Raw genomic sequence first — 24,636 nt, 5'->3', positions numbered from 1 at the left:
GCCTTGATTATGTATATGTGATGCTATTGCGGGCCTGTTCTGAAAGGCAACGTCTCACCGCGCTTGCCGTTCGTGATAACCGCAGCGATCAACTCACGTGCGTTATTGTCATCGACTGACGACCTGCCGGTCCACCGCTGATACTTTCGTCCGATCTTGTTGCCTACCAACCCGGCGCTGACATGGACGAAATCCGAAAGCATGCTCCCAAAGGGCGCGGGGTTCCGAATTGCAGACAGATACAGATTTTCAACGACGTTGGCCGCGTGCTCCAAGCTAAATCTCTGCTCCGTGAGTTGGCGGCCCAGCTGCCCCAACTCGCTACGCAACTTCGGCGAGCCGACAAGCCGCTCGAGCGCAATGCGAAGCGCTGGCGTCCCCACGCCCAGCGAACCCGGCCCAAGACCGTACCATCCCTGCCCGAGAAAGACCGGTAGGCTTTCCGAGGTCAATAATTCGCTGAAACCCTCCTCGCCGACGACGACAAGTGGCTTTCCGAAAGCCATTCCCCGCAACGCCGAGCCGCCTTGACCGATAACGACATCCGCTGCAGCGTAGGCAGCGGCAGGATCTGTCATCTCGCCTGTGATCAACACAACTTCGCGGCCTGCGGACGCGTTGACCGCGGCGGCGTGTCGCGCTACCTCGCCGCGCGCGCGGCCATCACCGACGATGACCAGCCGCACCGGACAGCCTGCGACGGCCAGTTCACGAACCGCCTCGCATGCCGATAACAGACCTTCCAGCTTAAGATCCGGCACCAGCCGACAGACCATGGCGAGAAGGACTTCGTTCGGCTGAATGCCATGCCTGGCGCGAAAGCCATCCCCGTCGACAGCCGGATTATCCGCGTTTGTATCCACCGGTGGCTCCAGCAGTTCGACCTGCCGGTACCCTGCTTCCATCGCGGCCTTGCGAATGAATTCCGTTCCCACTGTCAACGGCACATCACGGGGCAAAAACGACGCCACCGACATCGACATTATTGTCCCGACAACGGCGGTTCGATGAGGGACACGTGCGCCAAAAAACGCCTCGATGATAGGAGGCCACTCATGTCCGTGCACGACGTCTATACCGCGTTCCCGCACCAGACGGCCGATTGTGCGCATCACACTCCCCGATGGCCGTCTCCGACGCTCCGGAATCTCGATATGCTCGAGCTCCATCCGCCTCACCCGCTCCACAAGCGGGCCCGGTTCCGACAACGCGATCACCTCGTGCCCGCGCTCGCGGACCGCGCCCGCAAGCTGAAGAGCGTTCAGCTGCGACCCTCCTACTTCCATTGAATGAGGGTAAAAAAGTACCTTCATGCCTTTTCGCCCTTCACGTCTGCCGGAGAATGCTTGGCCGACCGGCTGTTCGAAATAGCGACACACGTGCGGACGCACTAGCGTCCGCGTTTGACTTTCGTCCTATTAATTTACAACTCTCGTCATATTAATTATTCAATTCAATTGCCGTAATGATGCAGTTTTTTTTCGAAGCAGAGCGATCCAATTTATTGTACCTTTATAACGTAAGGTTTGTTTTCCCGCGGTTGTCCGCACAACGGGTCTCGGCGGCGACAAAGCCGACATTAGCTTGGAAAGGACCATTCCAAAAATGACTGCCCTTCATGACCATGCCTGGAGTGCATCGTTCCGTATTCTCGTAGCGCTGGCAAGCTATGGCACGTCCAACGACCGTTACCTGGAGCGGCTCATTCATGAATACCGATCCATGCCGTTCGATATCGACATCGTCGTCCTTTCGAATATCGATAAATCTGCTCCGGGCGTTGAATGTCGCGTAGGTTTCCCAAACAAGAACCCGTGGTCGCTGCCCTTTGCCCACAAGCAACTTTTTGCCGAGCGGGCCGGCAAATACGACCTGTTCATCTACTCCGAAGACGACATCGTGATAACGGAAAAGAATGTCCGGGCTTTTCTAGAGGTGACAGCGGCGCTTCAACAGGACGAAATCGCAGGGTTCTTACGGTTCGAGCAGGGCGAGAACGGCGAAAAGAGCTACCCGGACATTCACGAAAACTTCCATTGGGATTCGACATCGGTTCGGGTCAGAGGTCCCTACACCCTCGCCCATTTCACCAACGAGCATGCGGCCTGCTACGTTCTTACGCAAAACCAGCTCAGAATGGCGATTCAGTCGGGGGGATTTCTGGTCGATCCTCACGAGGAAATGTACGACCTTCTTTGCACGGCAGCCACAGACCCCTACACGCAATGTGGCTTCAAGAAGCTCGTTCCGGTATCACACATCGAAGCCTTTACCGTTCACCACGCATCCAACAAGTATGCGGGACGTGTCGGCATCACCAAAGCCGAGCTTACGGATCAGACCGAAGCGTTGATCCGGATTGCCGAGCAGTGGAGGACGCCGCGCCCGTTGTTCAACACCGAAACAAAACTTCCCCGCGGACATTACTCCAAGGATTACTACGAGCCGATCAACGAGGACGTAATGTCCGCAATCCCACGAAGGGCGCGCAACGTTCTATCAATCGGATGCGGATCCGGGGCTACGGAAACGAAGCTAATCGAGCAGGGATTGCGGGTCGTTGCATTGCCTCTGGACCCCGTGGTTTCCAATGGTGCCGCCGCTCGTGGCGTGGAAATGATCGATGGAAACATTCACGAGATCGTGACGCTGACACATGGAGAGAAATTCGATTGTATCCTTTGTCTAAACGTCCTGCATCTTGCCCAAGACCCAGAAGGGGTGTTGTCGAGGTTAATCGATTGTCTGAGCGACGGCTCCACATTGATCATTCAAAGTCCAAACATGTTGTCTCTTCGTACCATCCGGCAGATCTCCCATGACCTATCCGTCCTTCAACTAGGAAAGGGTTATTCAACCACCGGAGTCCACCTCAGTACAGCTCGTCGCGTAAAGCGTTGGTGCATCAAGTCGGGAATGAAGATCGATCAAACGATCGGGGTTCGGAATCGCCAGGAAACAAACACATATGGCAAGATAACCTCCGCGATCAGTGGTTTCCTTCCAAAATTTTTTGCGATCTCCCTTGCAACATCCGTCGTGGTATCGGCAAAACGGTCGCCGGACGTGCGCGGGCATCTTCCATCGCCAACGAAACCTTTGCACCCAGCACAAACTGACTTTATCACTCAATGAAGACCGCACCGAAACAACACTTCACTATTGATCCGCGTAACCGGTGAGCTCCCGTATGGTCGAACAAGATCTCCTGCAGGAGAACAAAATGAATCGGAATCACATCTCCGGCGGCCAAGCAGCACGGCGGATCGCTTTTGTCACTATCGGCGACGGAAGCAATGTAAGATTCTGGTCCGGCACCCCGTTCCATATGTCGCAATCACTCGCAAATGAAGGCAACGATATAGTTCATATTGGTCCTCTAAGCGCGCCGATCCTGCCATTCTACAAAGCGTATTCTAAACTTCGCCGCACGTTTCGCAGGCGAAGCCTCTCGCCATTCCAAGCCGCTTCGGTCGTCGCACAGTACTCGGCGGACGCGGCGCGAAAGATCCGTGCGGTTTCGCCCGATGTTGTGTTCGCACCCGCCGGGTCCACCTTCGCCTGGGGCGTGCCGAACGGCATTCCCCTGGTCTATGCGTCAGACGCAACCTTCCGGCTGATCGAGGACTATCATCCGAATTATAGGAACCTATCGCGCACCGCCCGCGAAACTTCGGACCAACTGGAGCGCGATACGATCGCGCGCGCTGATCTCATCCTCTATCCGTCGCAATGGGCAGCCGAATCTGCCGTTCGGGATTACGGCGCGGATGCCGCCCGGATACATATTATTCCCTGGGGAGCGAACCTCAAGGAGGCGCCGAGCCGTGATTCTATCCTTGGAACCCGCAAGCCGGGTCCGTGCCGGCTGCTGTTAATCGGAGTTAATTGGGGCGAGAAAGGCGCCGACACCGCAGTCGAAACCCTCGTCGAGTTAAGAGCCAGAGGCGTCGAGACAGAACTCGTGATCTGCGGATGCACTCCACCCAAGCCCGTCTCCCAAGAGGGCCTGACAATTATACCTTACCTCGACAAGAACGATCGCGAGCAGCGAGACCGAATGGATCAACTATACCGCGATGCGGATTTCTTTCTGTTGCCAACCCGAGCCGACTGCAATCCCATGGTGCTTTGCGAAGCCGCTGCCCATGGCCTGCCGAGCATTGTGCGCGCCACCGGAGGGGTGCCCTATGCCGTGCACGAGGGCGAAACCGGAATTTTGGTGCCCCCAAACGCCACGAAGGTGGACTATGCGGCCGTCATCTCCGAGATATTTGCAAACTCGGAGCGGCTGGAACGCATGAGGCAATCGAGCCGTGACGCCTTCGAGACGAGGCTGAATTGGCAAGTCTGGGGACGGCGCGTGTCGAAGCTGATACAAAGCCTATGATCGTCTTAAATTATCATGAGCTGGTTGAAACTTCGCCCACGAATGCGTGGTGCCTGACGCATGATGCATTCGATGCGCATCTCGCCCTTTGCGGTGATATGCTGATCTCGCCTCAAAACTTCATGGACCACTGGTCTCATCCGAAGACCGGTCGTAATAGCGGAATTCTGCTCACTTTCGATGATGGCTTTCTGTCCGACTACACGCATGTTTACAATCGTTACATTATGACCGGTCGCATTCCGGGGTTTATATCCTTTATCCCGGTCGATTTCGTCGGTACGGCGGGACGCATGGACTGGACAATGATCGAAGAGATTAGCAGAGGCGGCGGCGTTATTGGCTCACACGGGATGGCTCACGCTGATCTGACGACGGTCTCGGATGTTGAACTCAGTCGTGAACTCAAGATGTCGAAATCAATACTGGAGCACCATCTCGGGAAAGAGGTCCCCCTTTTTGCCTTTCCATACGGGCGCTTTTCCCGGCGGGTTTGGGATGCGGCTCTGAAGGCCGGCTACACGCACCTCTTCACAATCCAGCTAGGGTATCACCGCGGATTCGAATCCTTTCTTTGTTCCCGGCTTTGTCTGACAAATAATATGGACGCGGAATATATGCGCCAGCACTTGCTCGATCCGAATACGAAGCGGGGCATTGCCTGGAAGGTCAGTACGAAGCTGGGACTTTATAGGCCGCTGATGCGCTGGCGATACCGATAATGTCCAAGGTCGTCGGCCAGAAGATCCCGTCAAGCCTTCTCGTCAGACGCAGGAGAGAAAATTTTACCCTGATAGGGTCGGAGCTTTCGTTGTATCCGACAAACATCAGACGCCACAGCCTTTCCGCTTCTGATGAAATCAGAAGCGGACTCTATGGTTTTGTTTTATCGCGTTTTCTTACCGTGAACCGGTGACTACTTCGCTCGAAAACGCTCTAGTATTCGCACCAAAGCGATCATGCCATTTGCCGTAAGGGGGAGCCGGTTGGAACGCATAGCCAAAAGGGCGCCTCACCGGATCGGAGGTTTCCAACCTTCCGTCGCCCCAGAAGCCGCGACCGCGCAACCGGTCCGGCGGCTGAAGCCCTCCATACTCATTCCTATCTTCGTTTTCACGTTAGCATCACCGGTGCTCTTCTACATAGGTACGGTGCGCCTCTCTCCATATCGGCTAGTGCTGATAGCGACCTTCATTCCATGCCTGATCGCGTGGCTGTCCGGCTCGGTCGGGCGAATACGGTTGCCGGACATTTTCATGCTTTCGACCGCCGCGTGGGGCGCGATCGTACTGTTAAGCCACCATGGTATCGATGGCCTGCAATCTGCCGGTATATTCATCATCGAGACATTCGGATCATTCCTTTTCGCCAGGCGGTATATTCGAGACATCACCGCGTTTCAGAATATGGTTAAATACCTCACGCTCATGGTGATTTTTCTCCTTCCGTTCGCCATCTATGAGAATGTTTCAGGATCGCCGATTCTCATCCAATTGTTCGGCTCGGTATTTTCTGTTTACGATGTCGTTGGCAGCGAAGCGAGATTCGGACTCAGAAGAGCACAAGGCACCTTCGAACATTTCATTCTGTTCGGCGTCGTTTGTTCAACCGCCTTCGCTCTCAGCTTTTATGTCCTTCGCAGCTCGCTTTTGAGCCGATTGAGTCCAGGTTTTGTAGCCATAGCGGTTGTCTCCTCTCTTTCCTCAGGAGCGATCCTGTCGGTCGTCGTCCAGGCGATGTTGATAGGCTGGGACAAAGTCACTGCGGCCGTAACGCGGCGCTGGGCTATACTGGCTACAATCGTGCTTACGGCCTATTTTTTCGTGGACGTCATGTCCAACCGTAGCCCCATCGACGTTTTTATTTCATACCTGACCTTTAACGCTGACACATCCTACATGCGCGTCCATATATGGAACTACGGGACCCAGTCGGTGATGAATAATCCGATCCTGGGAGTTGGTATGAACGACTGGAAACGTCCATTTTGGATGGGTGGCAGCATTGATAACTTTTGGTTAGGCACGGCCGTTACCTATGGCATTCCCGGCCTGTTGTTAATGATCGGTAATTTTCTTTCGGTGTGCTTCGGTCTGGGACGGCTGAAGAATCTTCAGTTCCATGCAGCACAATGCCGTAAGGGCCTCATCATTACGATATGCGGTGTCATCCTCGCCGTATGCACGGTCCACGTGTGGGATGCGCCTTATGTCTTGGTCCTTTTTTTGCTCGGCAGCGCTATGTGGATGTTCGATGACCGTGTCCGTGACGCTCCCGAACCATCCCGCAATCATGTATCCCGGCCGCCTCGCCGTGGCATCAATCGACAGATCTAACGAGATCGCTGGCCCCGGAGGTGTATCGGCCCCAAGCTAACAGCCGGCCGAAACTCAAAGTGTGTATCTCCGTGACTTGTTTCAGACACTGCCCTGAGAAGGCAAATATCACCTTGTGATTGTATCGCGTTCGGCGGCATTCAAATGACCGGGAATTATAAATCTACAATGACACCAATCGGTTGGTCACAATCAAGCACTTCACGGCCTGAACGGTAACGCTCTTAAACTTTTAAATTTTTATGGGGTAGAATTATTTTTAAAAATGATTTACAGATTATTTTTTTACGAATTTTCGCTGATGCTTTTTCGAGGTCGAATTAATGGGCACGATAGGGGCAACAGAAGATACGCGTTCCGCGATTGAAGCGTGGAGCACCCAGTGGCAACAACAAGCTCTTACGTCACCATGCGGCTCCTGCACCGGCAGAGCATGCACGGTCTGTTCGGTCCGCACCGGCGGCGCCCAGGGCGAAAGCGGCATGCCCTCGGGCTACGCGCCGAAGGTTCTCGAATATTATAATTCAACTGGTTCCTCGGCCGATACCGGCGGCGTCAGCCTGTCGTCCCTGATGCTCACACCCCTCACAGCGCAGGGGATCCAGCAATCGCCCTCGCCAGACCACTCGGATCCGAGCACGGATGCCTCAACGTTTCCATCGCTGACGCCGATCACGGCGACGACCACGGCGACGTTCGATACGACCGTGCAAAACATAACTCCCAATGCGATCGTGCTTGAAAACATGAAGCAGGGGGCGCCCGAGAGCGAGTGGCTGATCGATCAAGGCGACCGCAGCATCGAGGGATTTGCCGCGCAATTCTCGGTCATTGGCGGGGAGCGCGTCGACTTCAAGATCAACACCGACGCCACCGACTACCGGATCGATATCTACCGGATCGGCTATTACAATGGCGATGGCGCGCGTAAGGTTGATACCATCAATCAATCGCTGTCTACCGCGCAGATTCAGCCAGTACCGATGTTCGACCCGACGATGAAACTCGTCGACGCCGGAAACTGGTCGGTGTCGGCGTCCTGGGATGTTCCCCTCGAAGCGGTGTCGGGCATCTACCTTGCTAAACTGACGCGTCTCGATACCGGCGGGGAGAACATGATCCCCTTTATCATTCGGGATGATGCAAACCCGAGCGACATCACGTTCCAAACGTCGGACACGACGTGGCAGGCCTATAACTGGTGGGGCGGCTACAATCTTTACGGTGGCATTGACGCCGCCGGCAAGGCAGGCCGCTCCAGCGCCGTCAGCTATAATCGCCCGATCATCACCCGTGACGGCGGCTATTCGGCAGGTCCACAGGATTTCATCTTCAGCGTTGAATATCCGACGATCCGATGGCTTGAGCAGAACGGCTACGACGTCAACTACATTACCGGCATCGATACCGCTCGTGACGGCGCACAACTCCTGAACAGCCAGATTTTTCTGTCGGTCGGGCACGACGAATACTGGTCCGCGGAACAGCGTTCGAACGTCGAGGCCGCGCGCGACGCTGGCGTCAACCTCGCGTTCCTCAGCGGCAACGAGATGTATTGGCAAATCCGCTGGGAATCGAGCATCGATGGCAACGGTACGCCCTACAAGACGATGGTCTCCTTCAAGGAAACCTGGGATAATGCCGACTCAGATCCCGGGTATACGACCGGAACATGGCGCGACCCGCAATGGGGCGCCGGCCAACCCGAGAACAGTCTTACCGGCACCATTTTCACCGTCGATTCTTATCGGCTCGACACGATTACGATTCCGTACGATCTTTCCAATTTCCGCTTCTGGTCCAACACCGAAGTCGCCGACATTCAGCCGGGTCAGGTCTATTCGCTGGTCCCCAACCTGCTCGGTTACGAGTGGGATTCTGATCTGGATAACGGCTTTCGCCCTGCCGGCCTCATCCCCCTTTCGTCCACGACGGTTGACGTCAACACCTTGCTGCTCGACAACGGCAACACGACCGGACCCGGGACCGCCACGCACAGTCTGACGCTCTACCGCGCTCCTAGCGGAGCCTTGGTGTTCGGCGCCGGAACGGTCTATTGGAGCTGGGGTCTCGATTCACATCACGATAACGAGGCCACCCCCACCGATCCCAACGTACAACAGGCGATGGTCAACCTGTTTGCCGATATGGGCGTCCAGCCACAGACGCTGATGCAAAGCCTCGTGGTCGCTTCGCAATCTACCGACCATATTGCGCCGACGTCCTTCATCACGTCTCCAACGACAGACGGTTCATACACTGCTGCACAGCCGATCACGATCACCGGAACAGCTACGGATACGGGGGGCGGACTGGTCGCCGTCGTCGAGGTTTCGACCAACGGCGGAACAACATGGCATCGCGCGACCGGCTACGAGAACTGGAGTTACACATTCGTTCCGATAGCCGGCGGCACTTACGATATTCGTTCCCGTGCGGTCGACGACAGCGTCAACATGGAGATTCCACAGCAGGGTACTGTCATCACGGTTGACCCTGCTCCCACGATATCGCTCTTCTCGCCGTCAAGCGTCCCGACAACTCTGGTCGATATCGATCCAAAGGGCGTCAATCTCGGCGTAAGCTTTTCCTCGAGTCAATCTGGGACGATTGTCGGCCTCAGATACTACAAGAGTGTCGGCGACGGCGGCACTCACGTAGGTTCGCTGTGGAGCAGCACCGGCACGCTGCTGGGTTCCGCGACCTTTACGCAGGAGACCGACAGCGGTTGGCAAACCGTTACATTCGCCAATCCGATTTCGATCGCAGCCGGAACGACATACGTTGCGAGCTATCACAGCAACGGGCACTACGCTAATAGCTCGGACTACTTCACTGGCACCTATACCAGCGGTCCTCTCACAGTAGCTGCCGGCAATGGTTATTATGCCTACGGTCTCGCCAACGCATTTCCGACAACGGCATCGAATGGCACCAATTACTGGATCGATGTCATCTTCAGTTCCGCCAACACCGTCAATGAGCCGCCTGTCGGCTACAACGACTACGGTTTCACCGCAATCCAGAATACACCGATCACGTTCTCCGCTGCGACGCTCTTAGCCAACGATATCGACCCTAATGGCGACATTCTGTCGATCAGCGGCGTCGGCGCAGCAGCAAACGGAACCGTTTCGTTCAACAGCGAAACCAACATCATCACATTCACGCCGAATCCGGGATACGTCGGCGCGGCCAATTTCGGGTATGCCATCTCCGATGGTCGCGGAGGCACCGGATCCGCGGTCGTTCACATGAACGTCCTCGATCCCCAGAGCAGCGTCTCGCTGTTCTCAAGCTCGGATGTACCGGCGGTGCTATCCGATCCGGATAACGTTCCGGTCAACCTCGGCATACGATTCACGTCATCCGCCAACGGCGTTATCGACGGGATCAAGTTCTACAAGGGCGTGAACGATACCGGCACGCACACCGGTTCGTTGTGGACCAGCACAGGCACACTGCTGGCTACCGTCACGTTCACGAACGAAACGGCCAGCGGGTGGCAGATCGCCACATTCGCTGATCCGGTCACTATCACCGCCGGGACCACTTACGTGGCGAGCTATCAAAGCAACGGCCGCTATGTTTCGACGCCGAACTACTTCTCGACAAACCACGTGAACGGCGTCCTGACCGCCCCTGCCGGCAACAACGGCCTCTACGCGTATGGCAGTGGCAACATTTTCCCGAACAACTCCTTTAACGCCGCCAACTATTGGGTCGACGTAATCTTCACTTCGGAAGGCGGCAGCACAAATAATGCCCCGGTCGCCAACGACGACAGCGGGTTCACCACCCCCGAAAGCAACACACTGACGATTTCGGCGGCGACGCTGCTGGCCAACGACACCGATGCGGACGGCGATACGCTGACCATTACCGGCGCCGGTTTAGGAGTCAACGGTACCGCCGCCTATATCATGAACACGAATTCGGTGACCTTCACGCCGACGTCGGGTTACACGGGTCCTGCTTCGTTCACTTACGCCATCTCCGACGGCAACGGAGGCACCGCCACCGCCACCGTCAACCTGACGATCCTACCGTCGAACAACAATCCGCCGGTCGCCGTCAGCGACAGCGGCTTTACGACAACACGAGGCACGGCTCTTTCGATATCCGCCGCGACGTTGCTAGCCAACGATACTGATCTGGACAATGACACACTTGTTGTCACCGGGGTCAATGGTGGTATCAACGGAACAGCGACATTCGACGCTCAGACCAACACGGTGATCTTCACGCCGACTGCAGGCTACACGGGGCCTGCATCGTTCATGTACTCCATCTCCGATGGCAATGGCGGCACCGACAGCGCCACCGTGAGCCTCAACGTCAACGCACCTCCAAATCAGGCGCCGGTCGTAGTCGATGACAACGGTCTAACGGTTGCTCAGGATTCGACCTTGTCGATCCCGGCCTCGGCGCTGCTCGCCAATGACATTGACCCCGACAACGATACGCTCACCATCACCGGAATCGTCAACGGCAGTTCCGTCAATGGAACAGCGACCTTCGACGCGCAAACCAACACCGTGTCCTTCTCTCCGATCGCCGGATACACCGGCGCGGCCAGTTTCCAGTACACGGTGTCGGACGGCCGTGGCGGCACCGCAAACGCAACGGTGAACCTGAACGTATCTCTTCCGACTGTGAGCCTGTTCTCGCCTTCAAGCATCCCGACCTCGCTTTCCGATCCGGATAACGTTCCGGTCAATCTCGGCGTCAGGTTCGTGGCTTCGATCGACGGGGAGATCACCGGCATCAGATACTACAAGGGCGCCAACGATAACGGCACCCATACCGGATCGCTGTGGAGCAGCAACGGCACGTTGCTGGCGACTGCCACCTTCACCAATGAGACCTCCAGCGGCTGGCAGTCCGTTACATTCAGCAATCCGATTGCGATTACGGCCGGGACAACCTACGTCGCCAGCTATCAGAGCAACGGCCGTTACACGTCGACGAGCGGCTTTTTCAACGCCACCTACACGAATGGGCCATTGAGCGCACCGGGATCCCAGAATGGCGTCTACTCCTATGGAGGAGCCAACCTGTTCCCCACCAGCAGCTATGGCGCGACCAACTATTGGGTCGATGTGACGTTCAGTCCGGCAACCCCGGCTGCCAATCAATCGCCAATCGCCGCAAACGATAGCGGCTTCAGCGGCACGCAAGACTCCATCCTCACGATCCCCGTTTCGGCGCTCCTCGCCAATGACAGCGATCCGGATGGCGACGCGCTGTCGGTGACAGGCGTTAGCAACAGTTCAAATGGCGTTGCGACATTCAACTCGCAGACCAACACGATCACTTTCACGCCAAATGCCGGGTACAACGGCTCGGCCTCTTTTGATTACGCGATCTCTGACGGGCGCGGCGGCACAGCAACAGCAACGGCGAGCCTTTCCATCAATCCAGCGTCTTCATCGGTCGTGAGCCTGTACGACCCGAGCTACGTCCCAGCGATGACCTCGGTTGTCGACCCGAATCCGGTTGAGCTTGGCATGAGGTTCCAAGCATCAGCCGACGGACAGATCACCGGCATCCGTTTTTACAAGAGTGCCCAGGACACCGGCACCCATGTCGGCAATCTCTGGACCGCCAACGGCACATTGCTGGCGACCGCCACATTCACTAACGAAACGGCAAGCGGCTGGCAGCAGGTGGAGTTCGCATCGCCTGTCTCTATCAACGCCAATACAACATACGTCGCGTCCTATCACAGCTCAGGAAATTACGCGGCGGATCCCAGACTGTTCAATAACTCCATTACGAATGGACCGCTGACAGCTCCGTCGTCGTCGTTAATCGGCGGCAACGGCGTATACGCTTACGGAAGCTCGAGCTTGTTCCCGACCAGTTCGTACAACTCAACGGGTTATGGCGTCGACGTCCTATTCCGTGCGCAGCTCGCTGCGTAAACCGAGGATCGGAGCCTTTCCGCTTCTGATGGAATCAGAAGCGGAGCTCTACGATATTGTTTTAACGGGCTTTCATCACGCGAGCCGGTATCCACTTCGCTCCAAAACGCTATAGGTTCAGCTTAAGTGCGGAAATCGAGCCCTGGCTGTTGAGGCCATGGCCTCAATTATACGACGGTGACATGCGCGTGCCCCTCAGTATTCACGGATGCTCTCATCCAACCCACGTAGCAGAGGATACAAGAAGTAAGATATCACACGCCGTTGGCCTACCTTCAGCTCCGCCGTAATAGCCATACCTGGAAGCAACTGCATGTGCTCCGGCTGTCGGCGCAGTTTCATATCGGCGACATCGACCAGAACCCGATAATACGGTGTCTGGATACGATGCGTCGGCTCGTTCTTGGCATCCGGCGTGAAGGCGTCGTAACTGACCACACGAACTGTACCTGAGCCGGCACCGAACTTCTGGAACGGATACGCTTCGTATTTGATCCGGACCGACTGTCCGATCCCGATCTGGCCGATATCACGTCCCTCGACATCAACCTCGGCCTGTAATGGCACGTCTCGCGGCACCAGAACAAACAGCGTTTCCGCCTCCCGCGCAACCGACCCGACCGTGCGGTTGGCGATCTCTAGTACGATGGCATCCGCCGGAGCGGTTAGCACGATCAGCTTTCGGCGAAGCTCGGCCTTCTTGAGATCCTCGGCAGCGCTATTACGTTTTGCCACCGTCTCCACCAGATCCTGAGATGCCTGCTTGCGAAAGTCCTCGATAAACACTTGACGATCAGCCGACACCTTGTCGACACGGTGGGAATAATCTACTTGATTACCACGGACGCGCGAGAGATTGCTTTCAATATCAAGTCTGGCGTCCTGAGACAGTAGAAAATTCAGGCGCGATCCAACCTTTTTGTCCATCAAAGTACTGCGCATCGATTCAATCGAGTTCATAGTCTCCAATCGCTGCACCAGAACAGCTTCCTCGCTCCGGCTGGTCTCCAGGTTTGCGCGTGCGCTCGCGATCTGAGCATCGAAGTTTTTCAATTGAGCAGCATTGAATAACTTCCGCTGCCGAAATAGTTTGTCCTGAAGGACTTGATCCGTATCCGAAGGATTAGTGACGGTGTAGTCTTGCCCCGCCAGTTCGGCATTGAGACGATTAATTGCGGCATCCAGTTCTGCGACCCGAACGCGAAGCTGGTCAAGGTCGGCCTGTGAAAAGGTCGGATCGAGCGTCGCGAGTACATCGCCGCGATTGACGACATCGCCAGCCCTGACATGGATCTCACGAATGACCGATGTCTCCAGCGGCTGAACGACAAGGTTTGGCCGGGTCGTGATCAACTTGCCTTGCGCGGTCACGATCATATCGACATGCGAAACGGTGGCCCACACCGTGGCCGCGAATATCAACGCCACTACGCAATACAGCGTCGTACGCGCTAGACGCGGCGGCTTGCGCTCCTCGATCTCCATCGCATCCGACTGAAATTCGTTGACGATGGGTGGTCTTGCCGGAAGCGCTCTCGATATGTCGCGTTTGCGACGCCGATTGTCGCGCAGCCTAGCCAGGCCGCTTTGCTTGACCTCGACCGGCTTCTTGAAATCGTCCGACTTTTCTGTAGAGCCGGTCATGCGACATGCCTCATCTGTTGATTCCACAGATGACGATACATCGAACACTTTTTCAAAAGACCGTCATGACGATCGATATCGATGACGCGCCCCCGGTCGATGACGAGTATCGCGTCCGCCTCGGACAACATCGAGAGCCGATGCGACACGATGATTACGGTACGCCCTGAAGCGATCCGCCGCAGATTCCTGCGAATGATCATCTCGCTTTCAGAATCGAGCGCACTCGTCGCTTCGTCGAGTATCAGTACGCGAGGATTGACGATCAGTGCACGGGCGATCGCAAGTCGCTGCTTCTGCCCTCCTGAGAGATTCGAGGCGTTCTCCTCGAGCATCGTGTCGAAACCACGTGGCAAACGCTCAATAAATTCATCGGCGCCGGCCAGTTGGGCCGCCTGCACAACTTCATAAAAAGTCGCTCCCCGTTTCACGCTTGCGATATTGTCCCGCACGGTGCCGCGAAACAGGAAATTGTCCTGCAATACCAGACCGAGATTCTGACGCAGATGCGCAAGGTCAAGCTCACGCGCGTCATAGCCATCGACCCGCACCAGTCCATCCTGAACTGGGTGAAGACCAGATATCATACGGGTAATCGTCGTCTTTCCAGAACCGCTCCTGCCGACGATTCCGAACACCTTGCCCGGTTCGATACCGAAAGACACGTTGTCGAGTGCCAGCGGTGCATCGGGACTGTAGCGAAACGATACGTTCTCGAACTCGATCTTTCCAGTCAGTTCCGGCCGCAGTCCCTCGCGAGAAGCCTCTCGTTCTGGCTTCTGGTTCATCACCTCGCCGAGCATCCTCACCGCAAGCGCGACTTCCTGATACTCATGAACCATTGTCACCATTTGAACGAGCGGTCCCGAAACCCGGTTAGCAAGCATGTTGAACGCGACAAGCGCGCCGATCGTCATTTCACCGCTAAAAACGTCCAATGCCCCCAGGCCAATGATTCCAAGGGACATCAGCTTCTCCAGCAATCCGGTGATCGATTGTGCGCCTGCCGAAAGCTTTTCAACGCCGAAACGCATTTGCGTCGACTGCGCGCAACGATCATCCCACTGCCGCCCCTGCAACGGCTCCATCGCAAGCGACTTCACCGTGCGCATACCATGGACGGTTTCGACGAGAAGGGCTTGGCGCGTAGCCTCTGCTTCATAAAGCGATAACAATCGACGCTGGAACGGACCCATCAACAAAACGACAATCGTCCCGCTGAGTGCGGTAAAGGCCAGCACGAGACCGGTCAGCTTGACGCTGTAGAATGCGAGCACCGGAATGAAGACGAATAGCGAAATGGTATCCAGCATCGTGACGAACATCCTGCCCGTCAGGAATTCACGGATACGCGCCGCCTGTTGCATATGCTTGACAAGGACGCCTGCGGAAATGTGCTCAAAGAAAGCGACAGGCAAACCAAGCAGATGACCGAACGTCCTGGTGGCGACGCGAATGTCCACGCGGTTAGTGGCATAGAGCATCAGATAGCGGCGAAGAAACCCGAAAATCGCATCGAATATCAACGCGCCGATCGCGCCGACCGCCAGGACATACAACGTTGTGAAGCTTTCGTGGACAAGAACCTTGTCAATCACGAGCTGAAAGAAAATCGGAAGAACCAGCCCCAGCGCGTAGAGAAGGATCGCAGCGACGGCGACATCAACGAACAACCGCCACTCGCGCAGTAACTCTGGGACAAACCAACGAAAGCTGAATTTCCCTGGTTCGCCGGCCGAACGATTGTTGCGTTTGACCAGGAAGACGACGCCGCTCCAGTTGGCGCAGAAGCGAGCCCGATCGACAATGACAGGCTCGTTCAAACGCTCGGCAAGCGGATCGATCACCTGAACGAACTGCTCGCCGTTTGGCGCTGCAGCGGCAGCGGTCACCACGACCCAATTGCCGTTAGCGAGTTGCACCACGGCTGGGTATGCCTCGCCGAGCTCAAACAACGTTCTCCAATCGGTCGTCGTGGTGCGCGCGCGCAACCCTGCTCTCTTCGCCATCCGCAGCATCATCGCCCGCGACACAGTTTCCTGGCCGATGGCGTACGTATGCTTCAGGCGTTCTACCGAAAGGTCGATGCCGTGATGCGCCGCAACCCACGCAAGACATTCGAGCGCGGTCCGACTCCCTGCGTCGGAGCCTTCAGCCTGAGGGAGGCTTACGACTTCGGCTGCGCAGTTGTCATTTTGAGCAGCTTCAGCGGAAATTGGTTGAGACATTGGGTAGCCGCGGGTTCTGGGAATGATCGGCACTTTCAGGCGTCGCACCGGCGCGCGCCGGCTCAGGCTGTACTCTCGGTGCGTTTCGTTTCACGACGCCTGCATCGACCAAACCCTGCAATGCGTTCTGCATCACTTCCACCGAGTTGGCGAAGCCTTCGATCGAAAAAATGACCCGCTGGCAGAACACCTTCTTTGGCGTATTGTTGGTATCGCGCTCGGTTGGCGATAGGCTGACGAGATCGACACGAACGATCGAGCCGCCAACCATTATCTCACCGATTCCGTCCGTGTAGATTTGATCGTGCATTGTGTCCTCCTATTCAGGTCGCCGTCGGGATAAACGCTCGTGCGGAATGGAACCGGCGCGCCGGCCGCGCGATTGGTGGCCGACATGCCATTGGCGTGATCGCGTGAAGAAACTAGATAGGCCGAATAAGTCGTCGCCAAAGTGACACGAGCCAACATAGTCCGTTCCAAAAAGTGGCTGTCCGAATGTGCAGAATCGGCCCCGAATCGGCTATCTCATAATTTAACTGCTGCAGCGACGTTGCACTGGTTAGGGCAACCAGCCGAGCCCTACTGAATCAATCGTTTTGAATAGCATCCTATACGTGAGCAAGGAACAAGGCAGCACTGACCATCATCAGGGCGGCAATCGTGATTACCATCATGATGCCTCCCCTTTGATTTTCGGGGAAGAAGCCGAACGCAGTACTTCAAATTGACCTTCGCGATTCCACCCAAGAGGCGTCGCCAGAAAACTTTCGCAACGCCTATACCCTCTGGAAAACACAAGTTTTCTTTTGATTTTCCGTTCGGTATGGGAACTAAGACGTTTGCCTATAGGTTGAACTACTGCCATCTTTCGGACCTGTGCCGGACCCTTCATGGCAAGCTCGCGCCTCATCCTTTGAATGGCAGCCATTTCAAGGGAAAATTTCTCACGTTGGGTAACGATCCGTCCGAGCGAAAAAGTAAGAAACGCCTGTCTGGTTTGATCAACTGAGGTGGCACGCATGGCAACACTCGCTCACTACACCCCACCCTGTTCTGGTATGTCTCACAGCGCCCCCAAAGGTTCAATGCAACTCTAAGAAAAACTCTGCACCAGGGTTAAACTGCGGAGAGCCTAAACCGCCGCGGGTCTGCCGGAGTCCGTTTCGTTTGGGTCACGCTGCCATGGCTTGCTCTTGCAGCGTGGCGTATTAGCGCTCCTCGGCTTCGGCCGGCGGGATGTAGCCGATGGGCTCCAGCAGCTGGCGATTTGAGGTGGACCCGCTTGGTGAGACAGTTTGGCGGCCTGGCTAAGGTGGATCGGGTTCGTTTCTACGCCGCCAATTGCTCCGTCATTTCCGCCATAGCATGGACTTCGTCGGGCGTCCTGCCGGCGAAGATCGAGTGCGGGCGTCGCCGGTTGTAATAGTCTATCCAGGAGCCGATGCCGCAGCGGGCTTGGCTTCCCGTTTCGAATGTGCTGAGGAAGACGCACTCATATTTGAGGCTGCGCCACAGTCGTTCGATGAAGACGTTGTCCATCCAGCGGCCGCGCCCGTCCATGGAGATGCGGATGCCGGCATCCTTCAGCGTCGTCGTGAAGGCGAAGCTAGTGAACTGCGAGCCTTGGTCGGTGTTGAAGATGTCGGGCCTGCCATGGCAGGCGATCGCCTCTTCGAGAGCGGCAACACAGAAGTCGGCATCCATCGTGTTCGACAACCGCCAGGCCAGGACCTTGCGGCTGAACCAGTCCATGATGGCCACGAGGTAAAGGAAGCCGCGCCGCATCGGGATATAGGTCACATCGGCACACCAAACGTGATCCGGCCGCTCGATCGCCAGGTGCCGCAGCAGGTAGGGATAGATGCGATGCTGCGGATGCGGCTCGCTGGTTCTCGGCGCCTGGTAGATCGGCGACAGACCGATCTTGCGCATCAGCCGCCGGACCCGCTTGCGACCCACGCACCAGCCCTGACGCCGCAGATGCCGGGCCATCTGCCGGGAGCCATACCAGGGCGTCTCCATGAAGGCCTCGTCGATGGTGCGCATCAGTTCGAGGTTCTCGGGCGTCTCGCCGGCGGGCTGTCGGTAGAACGACGCCCGCGAGATCGAGACCAGTTCGCACTGGCGGCGGATCGAGAGCCGGTTGTGATCGGGGTCAATCATCATTCTCCTCCGATCCAGGCTCAGCGATCGAAGGCCTTGGCCAAAAAATCCCGCTCAACGACAAGCTGGCCAATCTTGGCGTGCAGCTTGGTCACCTCGGCTTCCCGGCCGACCTGCGCATCAGCAGCCTTGTCGTCGAACGTCTTGGCCAGGTTCTCGATGGCCTGCCGTTTCCACTGCGTAATCTGGTTCGGATGAAGCTGGTGCTTTGTCGCCAGTTCCGAAATCGTCCGCTCGCCACGGATCGCCTCAAGCGCAACCTTGGCCTTGAACTCAGCCGTAAATCGTCTGCGTGTCTTCATACCGGATCGTCCTTTTCATCGGGCGATCCACCTTATGCCCCTGTCTCAGAAACCGGCACCACCTCACCATAGCCAAGACCACCAATCTGAATCAGGAGGTAGGTGGCCTGGTTCAGAACCAAACACCCGATAATGACTACAATGCCTCCCCCGGTTCCGAAACCGCTAACACGGAGAACGGCGGCGGAGACAAGAGCAATCAATAATGCAATGGGCACAAGGGCGAGGGCTTTAAAGCGTAAACCTGTAGCCGCTCCGAGCAGCGCGCTGATAGTTAGCAAAACAAGAGCAATATCCATGCTGGTGCCAATCGCGGTTGTTACCCAGGAGACTAACCTATAAGTACCTGACATCATTAACGTTTGGTGTTGCTGTAACGCTTGGCAAGGCGCTGTGTTCTTCGTGGCGGTCGCCCGCGCTTGAACTGATCGTGGCCTGTGTCTTCTTCGAATGTCTCATAACGAAACAGGCTTGATATGATGGCTTAGCGAGCGGTCGCCGACTGGTTTCCGGCGGCACTGCGACGGCCGGCATGTTATTGCCTCCCGTCTCCTGGAGTTCTCTCAGCGTATGTCGATCGGACTTCGCTGTGACGGTGCCCACGGTATCGCTCCAGAATTTCCGAGGTAATCCAGGTCTCGTCACGGGGAAGTGCAACTGCAACAAATGAAGTTGCCGCAGGGATTCATCTCGATGATGGTTCTCTTGACGCCGCTCCATGGCTTAACCGATATGCCTGCGCCATCTCGCCCTCATGGTGAATCATTGTGTCAATCCCGCCTAGCCCAAGTTGAATAGGGCAAATGGAAGGTGGTGGGACAAGTACGCAAATCCGTACTAGACTCCTAACGGATCTGATTCTTTTGTGAAACAGCGTCGGCTCATCAACTTCGTATCAAGCGGAGGCGAGGTCGTCTCGGAGAACTCCGAAGTGCGAGCCGCGGCGCTGGAGGAGTTTTGTCCAGTTCTTAAGTGACGACATATCGAACGTATGTGCTCTCAATGGCGCTTGGTGCGCCGGAGACGGATGAGAAGTTCCATCGTAAGGGCAGGCAATGAAGCTGCCGGATAATCTCGCGGAACATCTGCGACACGGGCTGCCCCTTGATCTACCGCCGTCCGGGCGGTAGGAGGCTGGAGCGAGGGAGACGCTACAGCAAAGATAATGGACGACTTGCAGGATACGCTAACATCAACGCGAAGCATCAAGACAGTCGGTCAATGGTGAAGAATTCTCTCCCCGACGTCGTGTTCAGCGTTTCAGCACTGTGCAAAGCCAAGTGTTTTGCCCCTGAGTTGTCTTGGCTTCATCCAACACCTTGAACGTTCGCTTTGCATCCCGCAACACCGCTAACGATCGTCTCGATGCCGTGTACGTCGAGATAATCATGCAGCCATCAGATTTGAGTGATTGAGCGTAACGCTCAAGTGATCTTACAGGCGCGCGCAAGTAGTAAAGCGACTCATTGAAGACGATGACATCGAAATAGCCATCGGGCTCATAAACGTCCCCATCGGCCGAAAGAAAACTTGTGCGACGGTCATTATAGCGACGCAGCTTCTCGATCGCGACATCCGATATGTCAACTCCGACGAAACGCTGATAATCCAGAGGTTTGAAACGTTCAAATAGAAGTCCTTCTCCGCAGCCGACGTCAAGGTATTCGCGACCGCGACCAAGAGAGTGCATATAACCTATGAGTGTCCAGTAACGAGTGAGTTCGTGCTGCTGGCCCATGTAGGTCCAGCGTCCATCGCCGTACTCGGCGTCCCATGTAGGCTTCGCTTTTGGACTATCTCCAAAGCCTTGCGCCGTCTCCCACTCGCTGACGAAGCGTCCTAGCGTAGCGCCAAGAGGCAGTCGGTCCAGGGCAAAAGCGTAGTATGCAGCCCGCACGCGGCGCCACAGATGATGCTTTAGTACTGGAAGCATTTCTTAACCCGTGCGTCGGTCTGCGTGCCCCATCATAAGCGATGATGGGTAGCAAATTATAACGATCGAATTCCGTCTCGTCCGTACTACCGTCTATTTTAGACTAGGTTCAGGACTCATTGATCAGATCCAGAAGATGACGGTTGCTGCGATGCAGATAGCCGAGAAGAAGGTGTGAGCGCATCGATCGTAGCGGGTATGGATGCGCCGCCAGTCCTTGAGCCTGCCGAACGCATTTTCGATTTTGTGCCGTTGGCGATAGAGAATACGGTCATGTTCGATCGGCTTTGCGCGGTTGGACTTGGATGGGATGCAGGCCGTGATGCCCCGGGCCGCGAGCGCCTGGCGGAACCAGTTGGCGTCATAGCCCTTGTCGCCGAGCAACTGCTTGGCGGGCGGCATCGCATCGATCATCAACGCGGCCCCTTTATAATCGCTCATCTGGCCTTCGCTAAGCAGCATGATGACAGGGCGTCCCTGACCATCGCAGACGGCGTGCAGCTTTGAGTTCAGACCGCCCTTCGTGCGCCCGATACGTCGGGGAATAGGCCCTTTTTTAAAAGGCTTGCAGCGGTGCGATGCGCCTTCAGATGGGTGGCGTCGATCATTAACCGCTTCGGAGCGCCGCCCTTACGAGCCAGTTCGGCAAATATCCTGTTGAACACACCAAGACGGCTCCAGCGCACGAAACGATTGTAGACGGTCTTGTGCGGACCATACTCACGCGGCGCATCGCGCCAGCGCAGCCCGTTCCTGATGACAAAAATGATGCCGCTGATCACCCGCCGGTCATCAACCCTCGCAACTCCGTGCGACAACGGAAAATAAGGCTCGATCCGGCGCATCTGCGCTTCGGTGAGCAGAAACAAATCGGACATCGCGGCGTCTCCCAGCAACGCTAATGAATCAGTCCAAACACCTCTCCGCAAGAAATTAATGGGTCCTGATCCTAGGTCATCGACTCAATAAACCGCAACCAGATTCGGATTGAGGCGAGTTTGATACTTGTGAGGAAGTTGTCGTCCCGTTTGTCGTATCGGGTGGCGACCGCGCGATAGTGCTTGATTTTGTTGAAGAACCGCTCGACCAGATTACGCTTGCGATAGAGCCGTCCGTTGAAACGCAGGGCCGCGACGCGATTTGGCGTCGGCTTTACATTGGCTGTCGCGCCGCGCGCGGCCAAGGTCTGGCGCAGGGCGTTGGAGTCATAGGCCCGATCCGCCAGCAGCAAGTCGCCGCGTTCGACGGTGTCGATCATGTCCTGCGCGCTGCGTCCGTCATGCGCCTGGCCTTCGGTGATCTTGAGCCGGATGGGCAGGCCGCAGGCATCCACCAGCACGTGGATTTTGGTTGTCAGCCCGCCGCGCGAGCGACCCATCCAACGGGGTCGCGTCTGTTTTTTTGACCGTTGGCGGCGTGCTAATGCACGCGGATCGACGAGGAGTCGATCATCTGGATGTCGCCGTCGTAAGCCTTTGAAACCGCCGACAGAATACGATCCCACACGCCTGCCTTGCGCCACCGGTTGAAGCGATTCACGCAGGTCGTATGCGGGCCGTAGCGCGCCGGGATGTCTGCCCACGGCGCGCCGGTGCGCAGCCGCCAGAAGATCCCGCTCAGCACCCGCCGATCATCCACCCGTGCAACGCCGCGCGATTTGTTCGGCAAAAGCGGCTGGATCACAGACCATTCAAAATCTGTCAGATCAAAACGGGCCATTCAATCCTCCCGTGCTTCGGAGATTGAATGAATCATGACGATCCCTCAAACGGAATCCCATTTATGGGTTCGTGACCTTAATGTTGTTTTTGGATTGATGATACTGATCGCACCAGGATATAATCATAAAACTCAATGCAATAGGTGTCGGCGACGTAAATCCCAGATGGCCCTCATTTGCCACGCGGTCCGTCCCGCCCGTTCCTGGAAGAAGAGGATTTGCCTCCTGAGACAAGCGAAACTGCACTTGCCCTTTCATTGGTGGAGGCTGCATGTTTTTGCAGTCGCTACCCTTCTCCATCTTCCCTCCCCTGCACTCAGCGAGGGCATAAAGCTCAGCCAGTGGCCGCTTACCTCCGTGGGGCGGGTCAATGTCATCACCGGAGCGGGGCGCCGGTCCCAATGCACCGGTACCCTAGTTGGCTCTCGTCACGTCCTCACAGCGGCTCACTGTCTCTTCAATACCGCACGAGGCACGTGGGCTCACCCGACCTCCATTCACTTTGTGGCCAGTTACGCGAAGGGTGAGTTTAAGGCGCACTCGCTAGCAGCCTCCTATGTGAAGAGTGAAGAATTTGAGGTGACGACGCCGCTACAGCCCGCGATGGCGGCTCGGGACTGGGCGATTATCGAGCTTGCTGAGCCGATCGACCTCAAGCCCATCCGAGTTCAGTCCGTGAACGAAGGTGACGTCGCATCGTCCGGGATAGTGAGAGCTGGTTATCGAGGGGATCGCGCCCACGTGCTGACAGTCCAGCAGGACTGCTCGGTCAGGCCCATCTCTACTCCCGCCGCCCTCTTGCTTCATACGTGTAGCTCAGTCTCGGGCGAGTCGGGGTCGGCGCTCTTAAGGGTGGGGAGGGGCGGTGAGCCGGAGATCGTTGGGATCCTTGTCGCCAGTTCTAAACACGAAAGCCTGCCACCGTCATTGGCAGTGCCGTCCAGCACCTTCGCGGATGCCGTCAAAACGGCGCTCAGCCGGTAAAGGCGCAGCCCTTGAGTTGTAATAGCAGAGTTTCGCTCTCCCCGCACCGATGTAGTTTCTGAGCATAATGCTTGGGGCCTCTGCCCGTACGCGTTCACACTTGGAAGCCATCGCTCACCTTCAAGAGCAATCCAGCCACCTGCCCGCGGTCAGAATGAGTCTGTTAGGAACTGATTTAACCTAGGCTCTGAGAGCCGATCCGGGAAGTTCTTGAGTCTGATGAATCGGATGTGATTCCTTGTTGGGCGCGTGATTTGCGAAGGAGCGCCCGATGTGGACACCTGAACAGCGCCGCGCCGCCGACCGTAGCGGCCTGCGTTATCCAAGCGACCTCACCGACGCCGAATGGTCGATCGTGGAGCCGATGATCCCGCCTGCCAGACACGGCGGTCGCAAGCGCTCGGTCAATGTACGCGAAGTGCTCAACGGCATCTTCTACATCTTGTGGACCGGTTGCCAGTGGAAGGCGCTGCCCAAGGACCTGCCACCGAAGAGCACGGTGCACGACTATCTCGAACTGTGGAACTGGGACGGCACGTTGGAACGCATCCATCATGCGCTCTACGTGGCGGTGCGCGAGCAGGAGGGCCGAGAAGCAAGCCCCACCGCGGCTATCATCGATTCCCAGACTGCAAGAGGCGCTCAAAAAGGGGTCTTGGCTCGATCCTTCGGGCTACAACGCGGGCAAGAAGGTCAGGGGTCGCAAGCGGCACATCCTGGTCGACACGCTGGGCCTGCTGCTGAACGTGGTCGTGCATCTGGCCGACGTTCAGGACCGCGATGGAGCCTTCCATCTGCTACGCCGGGCCAGGTGTTTGATCCCGGCGTTTGATGGTGCAGTCTTTTCTCAAGGATGGAAGGATGCGCTATGGGACAGATTCTGCACGGGAGCGCCACGATGCCACGCGGCAATCAGGATGAGAGAGCTTCGCCGGGCTCGTGACGCAGGGAGGGCGTAGCCCGACCGGAGTTACGAGCCCGGCGTCGGCGCGATCCACAGGGGACCGCG

At 56.6% G+C, this 24,636-nt stretch carries 16 protein-coding genes and 1 pseudogene; 7 read left to right on the top strand and 10 right to left on the bottom strand.

Annotated features, from left to right (window positions below; translation table 11 throughout):
* Nucleotides 1-23: 23 nt before the first annotated feature.
* Nucleotides 24-1,391 carry a glycosyltransferase family 4 protein gene (locus tag ACMYR2_RS05610; protein WP_416193838.1) on the bottom strand — a complete coding sequence of 456 codons (1,368 nt, stop codon included), beginning with the start codon at nt 1,389-1,391 and terminating at the stop codon, nt 24-26.
* A gap of 214 nt (nt 1,392-1,605) precedes the next feature.
* Between ACMYR2_RS05610 and ACMYR2_RS05605 the strand changes: the two genes are divergently transcribed.
* The 5 genes from ACMYR2_RS05605 to ACMYR2_RS05585 all read left to right on the top strand — a co-directional run bounded on the left by ACMYR2_RS05605 (nt 1,606) and on the right by ACMYR2_RS05585 (nt 12,653).
* Nucleotides 1,606-3,135, top strand: coding sequence for a class I SAM-dependent methyltransferase (locus ACMYR2_RS05605; protein WP_347263711.1), 1,530 nt, complete (start codon nt 1,606-1,608; stop codon nt 3,133-3,135).
* Nucleotides 3,136-3,190: 55 nt separating this feature from the next.
* On the top strand, nt 3,191-4,390 hold the full coding sequence (locus tag ACMYR2_RS05600; RefSeq protein ID WP_416193837.1) for a glycosyltransferase family 4 protein: 1,200 nt from the start codon (nt 3,191-3,193) through the stop codon (nt 4,388-4,390).
* Entirely contained in the window at nt 4,387-5,112 is a 726-nt protein-coding gene (locus ACMYR2_RS05595; RefSeq protein WP_416193836.1) for a polysaccharide deacetylase family protein, read from the top strand. Before ACMYR2_RS05600 ends, ACMYR2_RS05595 begins: the two co-directional genes overlap by 4 nt.
* 264 nt (nt 5,113-5,376) lie before the next feature.
* Nucleotides 5,377-6,726, top strand: coding sequence for an O-antigen ligase family protein (locus tag ACMYR2_RS05590; protein ID WP_416193835.1), 1,350 nt, complete (start codon nt 5,377-5,379; stop codon nt 6,724-6,726).
* Between the two features lie 482 nt (nt 6,727-7,208).
* On the top strand, nt 7,209-12,653 hold the full coding sequence (locus ACMYR2_RS05585) for a DUF4082 domain-containing protein (RefSeq protein ID WP_416193834.1): 5,445 nt from the start codon (nt 7,209-7,211) through the stop codon (nt 12,651-12,653).
* Between the two features lie 195 nt (nt 12,654-12,848).
* Here the strand turns inward: ACMYR2_RS05585 and ACMYR2_RS05580 are convergent, their stop codons facing one another.
* The 9 genes from ACMYR2_RS05580 to ACMYR2_RS05540 all read right to left on the bottom strand — a co-directional run bounded on the left by ACMYR2_RS05580 (nt 12,849) and on the right by ACMYR2_RS05540 (nt 22,642).
* Complete coding sequence (locus ACMYR2_RS05580) at nt 12,849-14,297, bottom strand: HlyD family type I secretion periplasmic adaptor subunit (RefSeq protein WP_347263706.1); 1,449 nt, start codon at nt 14,295-14,297, stop codon at nt 12,849-12,851.
* Entirely contained in the window at nt 14,294-16,525 is a 2,232-nt protein-coding gene (locus tag ACMYR2_RS05575; protein WP_416193833.1) for a peptidase domain-containing ABC transporter, read from the bottom strand. The genes ACMYR2_RS05580 and ACMYR2_RS05575 overlap by 4 nt, the downstream gene beginning before the upstream one ends.
* Nucleotides 16,503-16,835, bottom strand: a complete 333-nt coding sequence (locus ACMYR2_RS05570; protein WP_347263704.1) for a hypothetical protein — start codon at nt 16,833-16,835, stop codon at nt 16,503-16,505. Before ACMYR2_RS05570 ends, ACMYR2_RS05575 begins: the two co-directional genes overlap by 23 nt.
* Before the next feature lie 360 nt (nt 16,836-17,195).
* Nucleotides 17,196-17,546 carry a hypothetical protein gene (locus ACMYR2_RS05565; RefSeq protein ID WP_347263703.1) on the bottom strand — a complete coding sequence of 117 codons (351 nt, stop codon included), beginning with the start codon at nt 17,544-17,546 and terminating at the stop codon, nt 17,196-17,198.
* A gap of 308 nt (nt 17,547-17,854) precedes the next feature.
* Nucleotides 17,855-18,990, bottom strand: a protein-coding gene (locus ACMYR2_RS05560) for an IS3 family transposase (RefSeq protein ID WP_416193179.1) whose coding sequence is annotated in 2 segments (ribosomal slippage) — nt 17,855-18,720 and nt 18,720-18,990 — 1,137 coding nt in all. Because the reading frame shifts where the segments join, the coding sequence is not laid out codon by codon here.
* Nucleotides 18,991-19,022: 32 nt separating this feature from the next.
* Nucleotides 19,023-19,289 (bottom strand): hypothetical protein, encoded by a 267-nt coding sequence (locus tag ACMYR2_RS05555; RefSeq protein ID WP_416193832.1) that lies wholly within the window; start codon nt 19,287-19,289, stop codon nt 19,023-19,025.
* 953 nt (nt 19,290-20,242) lie between these two features.
* Nucleotides 20,243-20,923 carry a class I SAM-dependent methyltransferase gene (locus ACMYR2_RS05550; RefSeq protein WP_416193831.1) on the bottom strand — a complete coding sequence of 227 codons (681 nt, stop codon included), beginning with the start codon at nt 20,921-20,923 and terminating at the stop codon, nt 20,243-20,245.
* Nucleotides 20,924-21,046: 123 nt separating this feature from the next.
* A protein-coding gene (locus ACMYR2_RS05545; protein WP_297534798.1) for an IS5 family transposase occupies nt 21,047-21,801 on the bottom strand; the annotation gives its coding sequence in 2 pieces (ribosomal slippage) (nt 21,047-21,468 and nt 21,468-21,801; 756 coding nt in all).
* 71 nt (nt 21,802-21,872) lie between these two features.
* Nucleotides 21,873-22,642 (bottom strand): IS5 family transposase gene (locus ACMYR2_RS05540; protein WP_416193830.1). Its coding sequence is split into 2 segments (ribosomal slippage): nt 21,873-22,343 and nt 22,346-22,642, totalling 768 coding nucleotides; the frame shifts between segments, so codons are not numbered across the junction.
* A 34-nt stretch (nt 22,643-22,676) separates the two neighbouring features.
* Here ACMYR2_RS05540 and ACMYR2_RS05535 point away from each other — a divergent pair.
* Nucleotides 22,677-23,627, top strand: coding sequence for a trypsin-like serine peptidase (locus tag ACMYR2_RS05535; protein ID WP_416193829.1), 951 nt, complete (start codon nt 22,677-22,679; stop codon nt 23,625-23,627).
* A gap of 271 nt (nt 23,628-23,898) precedes the next feature.
* A pseudogene (locus ACMYR2_RS05530) lies at nt 23,899-24,481 on the top strand (IS5 family transposase); the annotation flags it as partial.
* Nucleotides 24,482-24,636: the final 155 nt, after the last annotated feature.

The organism is Nitrobacter sp. TKz-YC01 (assembly GCF_047824785.1).
In the GTDB taxonomy this organism is placed as follows: Bacteria; Pseudomonadota; Alphaproteobacteria; order Rhizobiales; family Xanthobacteraceae; genus Nitrobacter.
Note: the sequence above shows the minus strand (reverse complement) of the source record. Positions and strands in the feature narration are given on the sequence as shown.

Excerpts from the sequence above, each read along its gene's own strand:
- ACMYR2_RS05580 (WP_347263706.1), bottom strand. The coding sequence starts at position 14,297 with ATGACCGGCTCTACAGAAAAGTCGGACGATTTCAAGAAGCCGGTCGAG.
- ACMYR2_RS05535 (WP_416193829.1), top strand. The coding sequence starts at position 22,677 with ATGACGATCCCTCAAACGGAATCCCATTTATGGGTTCGTGACCTTAAT.
- ACMYR2_RS05565 (WP_347263703.1), bottom strand. The coding sequence starts at position 17,546 with ATGCGTGCCACCTCAGTTGATCAAACCAGACAGGCGTTTCTTACTTTT.
- ACMYR2_RS05595 (WP_416193836.1), top strand. The coding sequence starts at position 4,387 with ATGATCGTCTTAAATTATCATGAGCTGGTTGAAACTTCGCCCACGAAT.
- ACMYR2_RS05600 (WP_416193837.1), top strand. The coding sequence starts at position 3,191 with ATGGTCGAACAAGATCTCCTGCAGGAGAACAAAATGAATCGGAATCAC.
- ACMYR2_RS05585 (WP_416193834.1), top strand. The coding sequence starts at position 7,209 with ATGCCCTCGGGCTACGCGCCGAAGGTTCTCGAATATTATAATTCAACT.
- ACMYR2_RS05550 (WP_416193831.1), bottom strand. The coding sequence starts at position 20,923 with ATGCTTCCAGTACTAAAGCATCATCTGTGGCGCCGCGTGCGGGCTGCA.
- ACMYR2_RS05605 (WP_347263711.1), top strand. The coding sequence starts at position 1,606 with ATGACTGCCCTTCATGACCATGCCTGGAGTGCATCGTTCCGTATTCTC.
- ACMYR2_RS05570 (WP_347263704.1), bottom strand. The coding sequence starts at position 16,835 with ATGCACGATCAAATCTACACGGACGGAATCGGTGAGATAATGGTTGGC.
- ACMYR2_RS05555 (WP_416193832.1), bottom strand. The coding sequence starts at position 19,289 with ATGGATATTGCTCTTGTTTTGCTAACTATCAGCGCGCTGCTCGGAGCG.
- ACMYR2_RS05575 (WP_416193833.1), bottom strand. The coding sequence starts at position 16,525 with ATGTCTCAACCAATTTCCGCTGAAGCTGCTCAAAATGACAACTGCGCA.